The 15,536-nt window shown below is 62.4% G+C and carries 13 protein-coding genes; 8 read left to right on the forward strand and 5 right to left on the reverse strand.

The features are described 5' to 3' along the window. Positions 1-59: 59 nt before the first annotated feature. On the reverse strand, positions 60-824 hold the full coding sequence (locus KUV86_RS05040; RefSeq protein ID WP_315900961.1) for an SDR family NAD(P)-dependent oxidoreductase: 765 nt from the start codon (positions 822-824) through the stop codon (positions 60-62). Positions 825-1,209: 385 nt separating this feature from the next. On the opposite strand from KUV86_RS05040, the gene KUV86_RS05045 reads away from it, so the two are divergent. From KUV86_RS05045 to KUV86_RS05060, 4 genes are all read left to right on the forward strand, one after another. Further along, positions 1,210-1,953, forward strand: coding sequence for a ribonuclease activity regulator RraA (locus KUV86_RS05045; RefSeq protein ID WP_206942665.1), 744 nt, complete (start codon positions 1,210-1,212; stop codon positions 1,951-1,953). A 108-nt stretch (positions 1,954-2,061) separates the two neighbouring features. Then, positions 2,062-3,069, forward strand: coding sequence for a Bug family tripartite tricarboxylate transporter substrate binding protein (locus KUV86_RS05050; protein WP_222162066.1), 1,008 nt, complete (start codon positions 2,062-2,064; stop codon positions 3,067-3,069). A gap of 299 nt (positions 3,070-3,368) precedes the next feature. After that, positions 3,369-3,878 carry a tripartite tricarboxylate transporter TctB family protein gene (locus KUV86_RS05055; RefSeq protein WP_222483834.1) on the forward strand — a complete coding sequence of 170 codons (510 nt, stop codon included), beginning with the start codon at positions 3,369-3,371 and terminating at the stop codon, positions 3,876-3,878. 3 nt (positions 3,879-3,881) lie between these two features. Continuing rightward, positions 3,882-5,411 carry a tripartite tricarboxylate transporter permease gene (locus KUV86_RS05060; RefSeq protein ID WP_206942661.1) on the forward strand — a complete coding sequence of 510 codons (1,530 nt, stop codon included), beginning with the start codon at positions 3,882-3,884 and terminating at the stop codon, positions 5,409-5,411. A 272-nt stretch (positions 5,412-5,683) separates the two neighbouring features. Here KUV86_RS05060 and KUV86_RS05065 read toward each other — a convergent pair whose 3' ends face one another. After that, entirely contained in the window at positions 5,684-7,270 is a 1,587-nt protein-coding gene (locus tag KUV86_RS05065; RefSeq protein ID WP_222483836.1) for an aldehyde dehydrogenase (NADP(+)), read from the reverse strand. 25 nt (positions 7,271-7,295) lie between these two features. After that, on the reverse strand, positions 7,296-8,072 hold the full coding sequence (locus tag KUV86_RS05070) for an SDR family NAD(P)-dependent oxidoreductase (protein ID WP_222483838.1): 777 nt from the start codon (positions 8,070-8,072) through the stop codon (positions 7,296-7,298). A 454-nt stretch (positions 8,073-8,526) separates the two neighbouring features. On the opposite strand from KUV86_RS05070, the gene KUV86_RS05075 reads away from it, so the two are divergent. The 4 genes from KUV86_RS05075 (at position 8,527) to KUV86_RS05090 (ending at position 12,458) form a co-directional block, all read left to right on the forward strand. Continuing rightward, positions 8,527-9,492: a Bug family tripartite tricarboxylate transporter substrate binding protein gene (locus KUV86_RS05075; RefSeq protein ID WP_222483840.1), complete on the forward strand. Its 966-nt coding sequence runs from the start codon at positions 8,527-8,529 to the stop codon at positions 9,490-9,492. Between the two features lie 116 nt (positions 9,493-9,608). Beyond that, positions 9,609-10,079 carry a tripartite tricarboxylate transporter TctB family protein gene (locus KUV86_RS05080; RefSeq protein ID WP_222483842.1) on the forward strand — a complete coding sequence of 157 codons (471 nt, stop codon included), beginning with the start codon at positions 9,609-9,611 and terminating at the stop codon, positions 10,077-10,079. Then, positions 10,079-11,593, forward strand: a complete 1,515-nt coding sequence (locus tag KUV86_RS05085; protein WP_242520858.1) for a tripartite tricarboxylate transporter permease — start codon at positions 10,079-10,081, stop codon at positions 11,591-11,593. The genes KUV86_RS05080 and KUV86_RS05085 overlap by 1 nt, the downstream gene beginning before the upstream one ends. A gap of 169 nt (positions 11,594-11,762) precedes the next feature. Beyond that, positions 11,763-12,458, forward strand: a complete 696-nt coding sequence (locus KUV86_RS05090; RefSeq protein ID WP_206942652.1) for a FadR/GntR family transcriptional regulator — start codon at positions 11,763-11,765, stop codon at positions 12,456-12,458. Positions 12,459-12,517: 59 nt separating this feature from the next. Here KUV86_RS05090 and KUV86_RS05095 read toward each other — a convergent pair whose 3' ends face one another. Then, positions 12,518-13,018: a hypothetical protein gene (locus KUV86_RS05095; RefSeq protein ID WP_222483844.1), complete on the reverse strand. Its 501-nt coding sequence runs from the start codon at positions 13,016-13,018 to the stop codon at positions 12,518-12,520. Positions 13,019-13,395: 377 nt separating this feature from the next. Continuing rightward, positions 13,396-15,360 carry a tripartite tricarboxylate transporter permease gene (locus tag KUV86_RS05100; RefSeq protein ID WP_222483846.1) on the reverse strand — a complete coding sequence of 655 codons (1,965 nt, stop codon included), beginning with the start codon at positions 15,358-15,360 and terminating at the stop codon, positions 13,396-13,398. Positions 15,361-15,536: the final 176 nt, after the last annotated feature.

The following is a 15,536-nucleotide window of genomic DNA, read 5'->3' on the forward strand; positions in this document are numbered from 1 at the left end:
AGGCTGCATTGCGGGCGCCGTGTGGGCGACCCGCCTGGATCCACCTTGTAGGGCTGTCGTTACCGCCCCATCCATCCTCCATCGACCGTCATGACGGTGCCGTGCATATAGTCCGAGGCGCGGGAGGCGAGAAATACGACAGGTCCCTTGAAGTCATCGGGACTGCCCCAGCGTCCAGCGGGGATTCGTGCCAGGATGTCGCGGGATCTGTCGGAATCTTCCCGCAGTGCCTGGGTGTTGTCGGTGGCGATATACCCTGGCGCGATGGCATTGACGTTCACGCCATGGGCCGCCCATTCATTGGCGAAGGCCTTGGTCAGCTGGGCAATGCCGCCCTTGCTGGCGGCGTATCCCGGTACCGTGATGCCGCCCTGAAACGACAGCAGTGAAGCAGTGAAGATGATCTTGCCGCTGCCCCTGTCGACCATGTGTCGACCGATCTCCCGGGTCAACACGAAAGGTGCACTTAGATTGATGTCGATCACCCGGTCCCACAGCGCGTCCGAGTGGTCATGGGCTGGCGCGCGCTCGATGGTGCCGGCGTTGTTGATCAGGATATCGATACGTCGCTCACCAAGTCCCTCCACCAGCGTCATCAGCGCCTTGCGGTCAGACAGGTCGCAGGCGATACCCTCGAATCGTCGTCCCAGCTTGCGCACTTGTTCACCCAATTCGTCACCATCGCTGGCCATGCTGGCGCTGACGCCGATGATATCGGCACCGGCTTCAGCCAAGGCCAGCGCCATGGCCGCGCCGATGCCTCTGCGAGCCCCTGTTACCAGCGCCGTCTGTCCAGACAGGGAAAAGTGGCTAAGCATTGTCATCCTGTGTCTCCTTGAGCCTTGTGCTTCCGTTGGTGGTGACGAGCAGCTTCTCATCTCGACATGGTGAGGTGCCATCTGCGATCCATCCGCAGGGGGGGAGCAGACGTCGTGTCGACTCTGTGGTCTGGGTTAATACAAATATTGTCTTGTTATACCTATGTCTAATCGCCAGGATGGCGTCGCTAGTTGATGTGCTGATGCTTCATAAAAAATGTTTTATTTCAAGGTATTAGTGATTGATGCTGAAAGCGGTGTAACGTGCTTCTTGGCTCTGAAGAGGTGTGGGGATAGATAAGTTGTAAAAAGTTGTTTGAAAAGCGGCAGGGCGATTTCTATAGTGACCACGTCACTTACCGGCCCGGTGGGCCCAGAACAGGCGAAGCCCATGAGCATCATCAACGATTACCCCCACCCCGAGTTGTCCAGCCTGACCCGTGAGCGCCTGATGCGCGCGTCGACGGCATCGCTGCACACCTTGCTGCACAAGCGTGGCCTGAAAAATACCTACATCCAGAACGTCGGACGCATGAACACTGCCCAGGTCAAGATGGTGGGGCAGGCGTACACACTGCGCTATATCCCGGCCCGGGAAGATCTCGACACGGTCGCTGCGTTTCGTGATCCAGAGCATCCCCAGCGCCTGGCCGTCGAGACAGTGCCACCGGGGCGTGTTCTGGTGTCCGACTGCCGTCAGGATGCCAGCGCCGCCAGTGCCGGGAGCATCCTGCTGACCCGGTTGCAGGTGCGCGAGTGCGCGGGCTTTGTGTCCGACGCGGGAGTGCGTGACTCGGAGTACGCCGAGACCATGTCGATGCCGGTGTTCTGTACCAAGCCCAGTGCCCCGACCAACCTGACCAAGCACCATGCCGTGGACATCCAGCAGCCCATCGGCTGTGGCGGCGTCCCGGTCTACCCGGGCGATGTCCTGGTGGGTGATGGTGACGGCGTCATGGTCATTCCGCTGGAGCTGGCTGATGAAGTTGCAGAAGAGGCGGCCGGTATGGAGGCCTTCGAGGCCTACGTGCTGGAGAAAGTCAGCGCTGGGGCCAAGGTCATCGGCCTTTACCCGCCCAACGAGCAGGCCCAGGAGGAGTATCAGGCCTACCTGCGTCAGCAGCAGTCGCGTTGAGGTTGCAGCACTGATGCAGCCGCGCTGACGCCTCACTGCAACACGATGACTGGTCACTTCCAGTGGCCACTCATTCGACTATCACAATCAATAATGAAAGGAGCCGCCATGACTGCTCACACCTTGCTCTCGACTCGCCAGTGGTCACGCCTTGCTTCCGTCACGACCGGGGGTACCCTGGCAAGTGTTCTCCTGGCTGCCGCAGTCGCCGTGCCTGTGGCCCAGGCCGACTTCCCCCAGCGCGACGTGCGAATGATCGTGCCGTGGCCGGCGGGAGGTGGTGCCGATGCTATCTCGCGCAAGATCAGTAATCTGGCCGAGCAGGCGCTGCCGACCTCTGTCTACGTCGAGAATATCGGTGGTGCTGTCACCGCGACCGGCCTGATGCAGCTGGCCAAGGCGCGTCCTGATGGCCACACCATCGGAGTGCTGACCTACGATAGCGTGGTGACCTTGCCGCGGGGCAATATGGTCCCGGGCTACTCGCTGGATAAGCTTGAACCCTTCGCCCGTGTGACCCAGGAGGCCGATGCCATCGTGGTGTCGAAGCAGTCTGGTTACGGCTCCTACGAAGAGCTGATCGAGGCGGCCCGAGCAAACCCCGGTACTGTGCGCATTGGTGTAGCGCCGGAAGGATCTGGTCCTTACCTGGCGGTGCGCCGACTGGAGGCCGCGACCGGGGTGAGCTTCAACGTGATCTCCTATCCGGGATCCTCCACTGCGGAGGCCGAAGCCCTGTTGTCCGGAGAAATCGACGGAGCGATTTCTAGCCTGGGAGACTTCTCCGGCATCCTGTCCTCCGGCGATGCGCTGGGTGTGGTCGAACTGTCCGGTTCACAGAATCCTGCGTACCCGGAGGTCCCGCCGATCTCCGAGTTTGGCATCGAGCTTGAGACCGGCAGTTTCATTGTCCTGGCGGCCCCCGCGAATACACCCGAGGACGTGATCGACACGCTGGAGTCCGCCTATCAGGACGCCTACGAAAGTGATGAGTTCCAGCAGTGGGTCACCAGCATTGGAGTGACGCCAGGGTGGCTGGGCAGCGAGGAGGTCGACGACTGGATCGCCAGCTACCAGCAGAGAACCTTTGCCGCGATGGATGAGCTGAACCTGTAAGCCTGACGCGAAGGTCGCCAGCATCTGGGGATCTTCGCCGATCGCCACCCACGGAAACGGATTAGAGGACCTTGGGAAGCGCTGAATACATCAGCCGAGCGCAATGAGAGGCTAGGCGCCCGCAGCGCAGCACCCGGAGCCTATGCGGTATAGGTGAGGAGTCGAGCAGCGCGCAACGCAGCGACTCGTCCGCGCAGGCATGTATGCAGTGTTTCCCTTACGTCGCTGTCCGTTTCCGTTCCTACCCAATGATCATTGTGTGGTCGGCTCCTGGTTGCGGGGGCCGAGAGAGGTTCCCTATGTCCCGATTTTCTGTCCCCACGATGGCGCGTGCACTGGGCACCGGCGCCGCCTGCTTTCATGGTGTCCTGGCGCTGATGTCGCTCGGTTACCTCATCGTCACCTTGACCATGGGGCCACCGCTGCAGAATGGCAAGCTGACGCCGTCCTTCTTTCCTTTACTGATAGGTGCGCTTGCGAGCGTGCTGTGCCTGTTGCAATGGCGTTCTGCGGTTCACGAGAACCTTGCAGCGACAGCCTCGGACGCACCGCAAGCGACGGTGCAAGCGCGGGCACATCGCTTTTCGCCTGAGCTTCTGTTGATGCTCGCAACGCTGGTGTATGTCCTGGCCTTTCAGGGGATTGGCTACCTGCTGTCTACCCTGATCTACGTGCTGACGGTGATGATGCTGTTCTCTGGCGTCGATAGGTGGCTGTCAAAGGTAGCGATCGCCATGGCCATCACTGGGGTGGGCTACCTGTTGTTCCAGCAGATTTTCAATGTACGTCTACCGGCGCTATGGGGGTGAGCCATGGATTTTCTGACACAAGTGGTAGCGAGCTTTGCTCTGCTGCTCAACCCCACCGTGCTGTTCTACGTGGTGGCCGGCTTTCTGATCGGCACGGTGTTTTCGGCCATTCCAGGACTCACCGCCACCCTGGCGTTGGCGCTGCTGCTGCCGCTGACCTATAGCCTTGACGTGACCACCGCGCTGATGGCCTGTGCCAGCATTTACATGGCCGGCATGTGCGGCGGCAGTATCACCGCCACTACCATCAACATTCCCGGTGCTCCCTCGTCGATGATGACCGCCCTGGAAGGCTATCCCATGCAGCAGCGGGGCGAAGGGCCTCTGGCGCTGGGGCATGCCTCCTTCGCCTCGATGATCGGGGGCGTCTTCGGAGCGGTACTGCTGGTGCTGCTGGCGCCCTTGATCGCTGACCTGTCGCTGCTGGTGCAGACCACTGGCAAGTGCGCGCTGATCCTGTTTGCGCTGATCGTGATTGTCATTGCCCAGCGGGGCAACGTCCGCCGTGCCGGCATTGCCGCGTGCCTCGGGTTGATGTTGGCGACGGTGGGGCTCGATGCCATGGTGCCGGTGGCCAGGTTCAGCTTTGGTAGCGGCGACCTGGCGGCAGGTATCGATCTGATGCCCGTCATTATCGGCACCTTTGCGATCAGTGAGCTACTGACCCAGTTGGCCGAGAACGACAAGGCCTTGAGTATTCGTGAGAAGTTGAAGGGGGTGGCAAAGATTCGCCGTCGCGACTTCATCCCTTCGCGCTCGGCGATTCGTCGTATCGGCGCCGCCTGCTACCTGAAATCCTCGACCATCGGCTACCTGGTCGGCACCCTGCCCGGGGCAGGTGGCTCCATGGGGGGCTTTCTGGCCTACGTGGAAGCCGTACGCACCTCAAAAGAGCCTGACACTTTCGGCAAGGGCAATCCTCAGGGAATTGCCGCAGCGGAAAGCGCCAACAATGCGGTGTGTGGCGGTGCCCTGGTGCCGATGCTGACCTTCGGTATACCGGGTGATCCGATTACCGCGATCGTGCTTGGCGTGCTAGTGATCAACGGCATCCAGCCCGGACCCCAGTTGATGGAGTCCCAGGCCGGGTTAATCGCCCCGATGCTGGCGGCCCTGATCTTCAGCGCCTTGATCCTGATCCCGTTGACGATGTATCTGCTGGGTCCGTACTTCATCCGTATTGTGCGCATTCGCCGCGACGTGCTGTTCGGCTCGATCGCCATGCTGGCGGTGGTGGGCAGCTATGTGGCCACTTACTCCACCTTCCAGATGATGATGACCCTGATCATGGGGGTGCTGGCCTTCTATCTGCGCAAGCACGGCTACCCGGTGGTAACCCTGCTGCTGGGTTTCATTCTCGGCCCAGGCCTGGAAGAGTACCTGCGGCGTGCGCTGACGTTGTCCAATGGCGACCTGACGGTGTTTGTGACCCAGCCTGATAGCCTGTTCTTCCTGGTGCTGACCGGCGTCTTTGTCTACTTCCTGGCAATCCGCAAGCCAGTACAGCTCAAACGTCGCGAAAGCACCGGCTGAGGGCGGCGATACCTGGCATACCTTCGCGCCTGATCCTGTCACGTCGACGGGGTCAGGCGTTTTGTTGCACGACCCCGAAGGCACGGCCGTGGCTGAATCAACTCGCCTTTGAGGGGAGCGAGAAGGGGCCATGGGCCGCCAGGAACCGATGACCGCTATCAACAAGAAGGCCCTCGCCGGTGGCGAGGGCCTTCTTGTCTTCGTTGTGGCGGTCTTCTCTTGGGTTCCGCGATCCTGGCAAGCGTGGCGGTTAGGCCTGTCTTTCGAAAGGCCTAGCCCTGGCGCTTGCCGTTGACCTGGCGTGGCAGGCCCAGCGGGTTGTCGGCCTTGAGACTGTCCGGCGCCAGCGCCTCGGGCAGCGCCTGATAGCACACCGGGCGCAAGAAACGCTGGATAGCGGCACTGCCCACCGATGTGGTGCGCGTGTCGGAGGTCGCGGGCCAGGGGCCGCCATGGACCATGGTGTGACACACCTCGACGCCGGTGGGCCAGCCGTTGAACAGGATGCGGCCAGCGCGGCGTTCGAGCAGTGGCAGTAACCGCTCGGCTAGCGCATGGTCGGCCTGGTCCAGGTGGACCGTGGCGGTTAGCTGGCCCTCCAGGGCGCTCAGCACCTGTGTCATCTGTTCTACCGACGCACATTCGACGATCAATGCGCAGGCGCCGAACACCTCGTCGTGCAGGGCGTCATTGCCGATGAACGCGCTGGCGCTGGTGCGGAAAAGGTGCGGCTGACAGGGGCAGGCGAGGTGCCCGGTATCCTTGCCCTTGGCGACCAGGGCAACGTCCGGCTGATCGGCAAGTTGGGCTACGCCCTGCTGGTAGGCGGCGTGAATGCCAGGAGTCAGCATCAACTGGGGGCCCGCCTCTCTGACCGCCTTGCCGGCCTGGTCGACAAAGCGTTCCAGGGCATGGCCGCACAGTGCCAGGATCAGGCCCGGGTTGGTGCAGAACTGCCCGGCTCCCATGGTCAGAGAAGCGACGAAGGCCTCACCCAGATCCTCAGCTGCCGTTTCCAGCTGGTGTGGCAACAGCAAAACAGGGTTGATGCTGCTCATCTCGGCGTAAACCGGGATCGGCTGCGGGCGCGCCTGGGCGGTGCGAAGCAGCGCAGTACCCCCAGTGCGTGAGCCGGTGAAGCCAACCGCCTGGATGCGTGGGTCCCGCACCAAGCCCTGACCGAGTTCGCGGCCGCTGCCGTAAAGCAGCGAGAAGACTCCCTCGGGCATGTGGCACTCCCGCGCGGCTTGCTGAACGGCACGTCCGACCAGCTCCGAGGTGCCAGGATGAGCGGAGTGAGCCTTGACGATCACTGGACAGCCCGCTGCGAGGGCAGAAGCGGTGTCGCCTCCTGCCACTGAGAATGCCAGCGGGAAGTTACTGGCGCCAAATACCGCCACGGGACCCACTGGCACCTGCTGCTGAGCCAGCGCTGGGCGTGGCATGGGCGTGCGTTCAGGAAGGGCATCCTCCACGCGCACGCCCAGGAATTCGCCACTGCGCAGCACCTCGGCAAACAGCCGGAGCTGCCCGCAGGTGCGGCCGCGCTCGCCTTCCAGACGGGCCTTGGGCAGGCCGGTCTCGGCCATGGCACGCTCGGTCAGAGCATCACCCAGGGCATCGATGTGGTCGGCGATGGTGTCCAGAAAGCGGGCTCGATCGGCAAGTGGTAGCTGTCGGTATGGCAGGAAGGCATCTTCCGCGAGCTGGCAAGCTCGCTCGATCTCGGCGGCCCCCGCGCTGGGGTAGGTGGGTGACAGCATGTCTCCCGAGGCGGGATTGATGGCGGCGATACCGCGTTCGCCAACATCGCCTGCCAACGACCGGAAGCCGATCAACTGGTGTCCTTCAAGTGTCATGACCATCTCCTGTTCGAAGGGGCGCTCAGGGGCACATCTGGCCGCCGTTGACGTCGATCACCTGGCCAGTGATGTAACCGCTGGCGGCGTGGGAGGCCAGGAACAGGAACGACGGCGCCACTTCCTCGGAGGTGCCGACACGACCCATGGCGATAGTGGAGGCGATTTTTGCCATCAGTTCGGGGCTCTTGTCCGCGTGGAAGGCGGTGTCGATGGTGCCCGGTGCGACGATGTTGAAGCGCACCTTGTCCTTGGTGAATTCCTTGACCCAGTTGCGGTGGAGGTTATGCAGCATGGCCTTGGAGCCGCCGTACAGAGAGGCGCCCAGGCCGCCGCCTTCGCGTCCGGCAATGGATCCGGTGCTGATGACGCTGGCGGTCTCTCCGCGCTTCTCGGCAGAGGCCTTCAGATGCGGCATGGCGAAGCGGGTGGTCATGATCACCGAACGCAGGTTCAGGTCCATGACCAGGTTGAAGTCGTTGTCTTCAAGGGACTCGAGACCCTTGCGTACACCCAGGCCGCCGGCGTTGTTGACCAGCACGTCGAGGATGCCGAACTGCTCGACGAATTCGTGGACCAGGGTCTCGCACTCGCCGCTCTTGGTCAGGTCGCGCTCATAGTAGGCGAAGCGCGCACCTTCAGACTCCAGCTGGGCGATCAGCTCCTCGGCGGCGGCGTCCTTCTGGCTGCTGTTGATGCCGACGATGGCACCTTCGCGAGCGAAGGCGACGGCGGCGGCGCGCCCGATGCCCTTGGTGGAGCCGGTGATAAGGACGGTCTTGTCGTTGAGGTCGGCGAACATGAAATGCTCCTGAACTAAGCGGGCCTGCGACAGGCCGCATCATGGGATGGTTCGGTGCGGGGAGGGCGCAGGGCGCCACCCTCGATGTTGTGCAGCCAACCTTAGCCCAGAGTCTTATGGTCTTCAAACAAATAAGGACAAGTGAGGCTCGTACTTTGGTCTTGATGGGGTGGTGAGTGGAGAGGTTCAGTGCTGTGACAGGCTTGCGGTGCGGTTTGTTTGTGATTGTTCAAAATGCTGTTTTTTAACATTTTTTTTTCGATTATTTGTGCGGATTTTTAAGCGCTTTTACGTCTAGGAGATGCGTTTGTCATGTCCCCGTTAGCATAAAGTATAAGTTGTAATAACTTGTCTGTTTTGCGGTCCGAGGGCACTCTTGCAAGCGTTCATTCCGGTGCTGAGCAAATGCGTTGACGCCGGAGCTTCCGACGCTAGCTGACAAGAGAGATAACCCATGCGAACGCTTCCACGCCTGCTATGTGCTTCCCTGCTGGTGGCGACCTCCTCGGTCGCGGTCGGTGACGACTATCCCACCAAGCCGATCACCCTGATTGTGCCCTGGTCTGCCGGCGGTGGCACCGACGCCGTGGGTCGACAGTTCGCTGCCGGGCTGCAGCAGGAGCTGGGGCAACCGGTCAATGTGGTCAACCGCACCGGCGGCTCCGGTGTGGTCGGTCACATGGCGATGAAGATGGCGCGTCCCGATGGCTACACCCTGGGCCTGGGTACCGCCGAGATCGCCACCTACCAGCACATCGGCACCGCGGATCTGTCCTACGAAGACTTTACCCCGATCGCGCTGCTCAATCTCGACTACGCGGCCTTTACCATCAACGCTGAGGCTCCTTGGCAGAACCTGGAAGAGGCGCTGGCGGATCTGGCCGAGTCACCCAACGAGTACACCGTGTCGGGCTCCGCGCCGGGTGCCGCCTACCACCTGTCCTTCGCCGGCTTCCTCGATCAGCAAGGCATCGATCCCAACACCGTCAACCTGGTGCCCAGTGAGGGGGCGGCGCCAGGTCTGCAGGAGCTGGCTGCGGGCGGTGTCGATATTGTTTTCTCGTCGCTGCCGGAAACGGAGTCCATGCGTGAGTCTGATCGTGTGCGCACGCTGGCGGTGCTATCCAGCGAGCGTGAGGACGCCTTCCCCGATATTCCCGCCGCTGGCGAGGTGACCGGCGATGACTGGTCCCACGGTTCCTGGCGTGGCCTGGTCGGCCCCGAGGGGCTGCCAGAGGACGTCACCGCGCGCCTGCTGACCGCGGCTGAGGCCGTGTGGAACTCCGAGGACTTCCAGGCCTTCATGGAAGGCCGCGGTTTCGGTGCGGTATGGGAAGGACCGGAAGGCTTCGAGGCGTTCATGGCCGAACAGGACGCCAACAACGCATCCATCATCGACAAGCTGGGCCTGGCCCAGTGATCGACCTCCGGTCTTCACCTGCTGATGGTGGGTGGGGACCGTCAGTGACACTTTGTAGAAGCGCCGCTTGGGCGGCGCCTCTCCGCTGATGCGCCTGCATCAAGGAGACATGTCTCATGCGTACCAGTGATGCAATATCAGGAAGCATGGCGGCGGCCTTGGGGGCTGCCCTCATCGTGGCTTCTGCCGATTTGAGCCCATTGCCGCGGCAGGTCTACGGCGCCGGCACCTTTCCCAAGGTGGTCGGCGGGCTGTTGTTGCTGATGGGGGGCCTGTTGATCCTCAAGGGCTTGCGACAGCGCCAGGCGTTGGTGCGCTGGTCGGGCAAGGTGGCCGGGCGCCCCTTCCTGCTGGCGCTCGGGGCGGTGGTGGCGAGCGTCATTGCCTATGTGCTGCTGACTCCGCTGCTCGGCTTTCCGGTTGTGGCGGTGACGCTGTTGACGCTGCTGTTCCGGATGTATCACCGCCGCGGCTGGGGCCGCGCGCTGCTGATCGCGGTGATGGCGACGGCAGTGATCTGGATGCTGTTCGCCCAGGTGCTGCACGTCCCCCTGGCTCCCGGACTGCTTGAACAGGTGCTCTACTGATGAACGAATTACTGCAAGCTGCCTCCATGGTGCTCGACGCCGAGGTGATCCTGGTGATCATCGCGGCCTCCCTGTTCGGGCTGTTCATGGGCGCTATTCCTGGTCTTACCGCGACCATGGCGACCGCCTTGCTGGTGCCGGTGACCTTTTTCATGGAGCCGCTGCCGGCGATCGCCGCCATCGTCTCAGCCACCGCCATGGCCATCGTCGCCGGTGATATACCTGGGGCGCTGCTGAGGATGCCGGGTACGCCGGCGTCTGCGGTCTATGCCGACGAGGCCTATCTACTGGGAAAGAAGGGCAAGTTGGGGCTTGCCCTCGGCATCAACGTCACCTGCTCGATGCTGGGTGGCATTATTGGCGTAGCGGTGCTTGCCCTGTTTGCCCCGCGGATCGCTGAATTTGCGCTGCAATTCACCAGTGACGAGTATTTCTGGCTGGCCTTGTTGGGGCTGTCCTGCGCCATCCTGGTGGCCGGTGGCGATCCGCTCAAGGGCGCTATTTCGATGCTGATCGGCCTGTCTCTGGCGATGGTCGGCATGGACAGCGTGTCCGGCCAGATGCGCTTCACCATGGGCAGCTATGACCTGCTTGCCGGTATCTCGCTGCTGCCGGTGCTGATTGGCTTGTTTGCCATTACTGAACTGCTGCGCAGCCTGCCTGGGGCGGGACAGAGCGCCGCCAACGTGGAAACGCCCAAGGGCAAGCTGCTGGACGGCGTTGCCGGGACAACCTGGCGCTACAAGGGGGGCGTTGCCCGAGGGGGCCTGCTTGGCACCATGATCGGGGCGCTGCCCGGCGCCGGCGCCGATATCGCGTCCTGGATCAGTTATGCCATCAGCCGCAAGCTGTCCCGTGAGCCACAGAAGTACGGTACCGGTCATCCAGAGGGGCTGGTCTCGGCCAGCGCCGCCAACAACGCGGCCCTGTCCGGCGCCTATATCCCGGCGCTGGTGTTCGGCATTCCCGGGGATACCGTCACCGCGATCATCATCGGCGTGCTGACCACCAAGGGCATCACCCCGGGCCCGGACGTCTTCACCGAGCAGGGTGCCCTGGTCAACGCCATCTTCATGGTGTTCGTGCTGGCCAATCTGCTGCTGCTGCCGCTGGGGCTGATGGCGATCAAGGGGGCCGGCAGGTTGCTGGCGGTGCCCACAGGGGTTCTCTACCCATTGATCCTGATGTTTTGTATCGTGGGTGCCTTCTCTGCCAACAACAGCATGTTCGACGTCTGGATCATGCTCGGCCTGGGGCTGGTCGGGGTCTTCCTGATGGAGAACGACTTCCCGCTGGGTCCGCTGATTCTGGCCTTTATCCTCGGCCCCATCATCGAGAGCAACTTCATGCGCTCGATCCTCAAGTCCGACGGCGACCTGATGGCCTTCGTCGACCGGCCCATCGCCATGGTGCTGGCGGGGCTGGCGATCCTGACCTGGACCCTGATCATCGCCAACGGCATCTGGAAGGGGCGTCAGGCAGGCAGGCCTGGCAAGGCCAAGACGGTGGCCTGAGCGGGGAAATGCGCCAGTGTTAGGGCAAGGAACGGCGAAAGGCGCCCGGGTACGACCTCAAGGTCCAGTGCAGGGCGCCGTTTGCGATGGTAAAAAGGGAGGGGGCCACGGCGGAGTGACGAGCCGGACGGGCAACTTCCAGGGAACAAGAGATCCGGAGCAAGGCAAGATGGCATTAGAGGCGAAATTTTCACTGGCTTCGGCGGTCTACGAGAAGATTCTGGAAGCGATCATCGAAGGCCAGTACCCGGTCAATGAGAAGTTGCCCACCGAGGCGCAGTTGTGCCGTCGCTATGAAGTCTCTCGTCCGGTGCTGCGCGATGCCCTGGCCCGACTCAAGGAGGATGAGCTGGTGGTGTCCCGGCGCGGCTCCGGCAGCTTTGTCATTCGTCAGCCTGACAGCGCGGTACTCAAGTTTGCGCCTATCTCCAGCATTGCCGACATTCAGCGCTGCTTTGAGTTTCGCACCAACGTCGAAGCGCGGGCAGCACATCTGGCGGCGTTGCGACGCACCCAGGAACAGCTCGACCAGATTCGTCGCTGCTACGACATCATCGATGAGGCCAATGCTCGCCACGATCTGGCCACCGACGAAGACTATCGCTTCCATCTGGCGATTACCGAAGCGGCCAGCAACCACTACTACACCACCGTATTGAAGTCGCTCAACGAGAGTATCAAGGAAGGGATGAACCTGACTCGTGGGCTGTCACTGATGGCGTCGCAGGCGCGCCTGCGACTGGTACAGGACGAACATCTGGCCATCGTCGACGCCATCGCCGCCAAGGATGGAGAGGCTGCGGAAGCCGCCATGCGCGCCCATATCGACAATGCCCGACATCGGATGTTTGAAGGCACGCGTTAGCCACTCGTCTGGCGTGCGCCTGGCGGGCCCCATGGAATCGATGAACCCTCAGCAGCCGGCTATCGCCAGAACGTCCACCAGCGACGCTCCTTGCCCGTCGGGCGCCGGACGTGCAGGGCATCGATGAAGGGATTGATGTCGTGGGTTAGGGTGAGAAAAGCCCGATCCACCGCAGCGCTACCATATTGCGCTTCCAATTCGGCCCACCTGGACTCTGGCAGCACGCTGAAGGCTAGGGTATCGCTGCCTTCCGACTCCCATACCATCCTGATGCTGTAGTCAGGGGCCATCAGTTCGTTGATCGTCATCAACGTGATGTGCCGGTCCCCCGGTGACTGGGTCAGCGGCACTGCCCGTGATCGTTCTGCGTAGGTGATGGTCAGCACGTCGTCGACCCAGTGGGAGCCCAGCATACCGGTGTGGGCGACGGCCTCGCAGTAGTCAGCCAGCACGGCGTCGTCATCTCGCCAGTCGACCCAGAAGACCTCTTTGTCATCGGCCAGCAGAAGATCAAAGATATCATCGGTCGGTTCAGCGATGAGTTTCTCTACCAGGTCCATGGGATTCCTCCATGTCAGAGAGGGGCTGGTGATCGCAGGCTGGAGATTGTCGAGGCCGGCAGAGGTCAGGCGACGAGAACGGGGTGAGTGTCGATGTTTCCTGCTGCATGAGAGGAGAGTGATACTCGAGTCTACCGCCGGGCAGGGGCGATAGAGCAAGTTTGGGAACGAGATCTCGGCGTTGCCGCATAGTTCCTGCGAACGTTGCCAGGGTGGCTTCAGATGTTGGCTCCCGCTAGGTTTATCTGGGGACGAGACAAGTATCTGGCTGGGTAGCGAGTGCTGAATCCCGAGGCGAGTGTCGGCACTGCGTCGATAAAGAAGGCTCCGCCGGGAGACTGCTGCGGGACGGAGCCTTGTATGGATTGCGGACGGACCTAAAGCCAACCGAACAGCAGCGGGTCCAGCAAGCCTTGCGGGTAGGTCAGGGTGAGGAAGGTTGCCATGCTGACCAGGAATCCCGTCACCCCCATGGCCATCAGCAGGGCCAACCACCACCGCAGCTTGGCAATGGCCAGCAGGAAGACCAGAGTGAACAGCGTGGCGGTGGTGATAAAGCCGATCGAGAGCATGGCACCGACCAGCGCAAAGAACCCGATGAGCCAGACGCTTTCACGCTCCAGACCTTGCTGCTGCCAGCGGGGACGGCGAATCACGCTGCGCGCCACTTCCGCCAGACAGGCCACGGCCATGATGGCGATGGCCAGTCGGGGCATGATGCCGCCGATGAGTGACAGCTCGGAGACGTTGATCCAGGCGCTGGCCGCCAGGACCAGCAGGGCCACCAGCAGGATGATGTCGATGATGCCGAGCTGGTGCGGCGCCACGTCGTCGTTGGTCTGGGTAGCAGCGGCCCCGACAGACATGGCCTGGCGGCGTTTCTTGACGCCGGCACCAATGATCGGGATGAACAGCGCAGCCAGGATCATGGCGCCGATGATCAGCACACCGGGACGCAGGAAGGCGTCAGCACCCTGAAACTGTGCCGCCTGGTAGAAGTAGGCCTCAGCCCCTGGGGCGAGGACGAAGCCGATCAGGAAGGCGGGGCGTGACCAGTTGGCGCGCTTGAACAGCACGCCGATGACGCCGATGGCACCCAGCGCCAACAGATCACCGGTGGCTCGCGTCGCCTGGAAGGCGGCGAAGATGATGAGCACGGTGATCAAGGGGGCCAGGGTGGCGAAGGGCACCCGGGTCAGGTTGGCCACCGGGCGTGCCAGGAGCAAGCACATGGCGGCGCCAAGGATGTTGGCAAGGGCCAGTGACCAAATGATGGTGTACGTCAGATCAAGATGGGTCTCGATCATGCCAACGCCAGGTTGCAGGCCCAGCAGCAAGAGACCGCCGAGAAACACGGCGGCAGTGCCCGAGCCCGGTACCCCGAACAGCAGTGTTGGTACCATGGCGCCGCAGGCGCAGGCGTTGTTGGCGGATTCCGGGGCGATGACGCCACGAATGTCGCCCTTGCCAAATGCGGACTTGTCCTTGGCGGTCTGGACCGCATGACCATAGGTCAGCCAGTCGACGACAGAGCCCGTCAGGCCAGGAATGGTGCCCACCAGACTGCCGATGGCGGCGCAGCGGGCGACCAGGCCACGCTGTTGGCCAACATCCTGGATGCCGCGGCGCCAGCCTTCACCAAGGCGGCAGGGCTTTTCGGCGATAGCGCCACGTTTGACCAGCAGGTCGATGATCTCGGGCAGGGCGAAGATGCCCAGGCCGACAACGACCAGAGGCAGGCCATCAAACAGGTAATCGATGTCCAGATTGAGACGAAACTCACCGGTGGCCGGGGCCATGCCGATACCGCCTACCAGCAGGCCGAGCCCGCAGGCGGCAAGCCCCTTGAACAGATCTGCGCCTGACAGCACCGCCACCATGGACAGGCCAAGCAGCGTCAGCATGAACAGCTCTGATGACGAGAAGGACAGTACCAGCGGACGGGCGATCAGGATAAATCCGGTCAGCACCACCGCACCAATCAGGCCACCGATCATGGAGGACAGGAAGGCGCTGGACAGGGCCCGGGCTGCCTGGCCCTTCTTGGCCAACGAGAAACCGTCGATAACGGTGGCTTGAGAGGCGCTGGAGCCAGGGATGCCGAGCAGCACGGAGGCAAAGGTGTCGCCCGTCGGAATGACGGCGACCAGACCCATCAGCATGCCCAGTGCCACCGTAGGCTCCATGCCGTAGAGGAAAGGGAGCAGCAGGGACATGCCGGCGATGCCCCCGAGTCCGGGAATGATGCCGACGATCAGGCCGACCATCACCCCCAGCAGCATGAACAGCATATGGGACAGGGTGAACAACTGTCCCAGGCTGGAGAGGAAGATATCAAGCATGGCGTTGGACTCTCGTATTGTCGTAGCGCTGGGGCGTGCCCCCAGCGCTGTTATCGTCACGTTGTTGTGGTCGATCTGTAAGCCGAGCGGTGAGCCGAGCGGTGAGCCGAGCTCCTTTCGGCAGTCCTAATGGAGAAGCTGCGGTTAGTCGCTGATAGCGCCGGAGTCCGCTGGTA

Source organism: Halomonas sp. DP8Y7-3 (genome assembly GCF_019801675.1).
In the GTDB taxonomy this organism is placed as follows: Bacteria; Pseudomonadota; Gammaproteobacteria; order Pseudomonadales; family Halomonadaceae; genus Halomonas; species Halomonas litopenaei_A.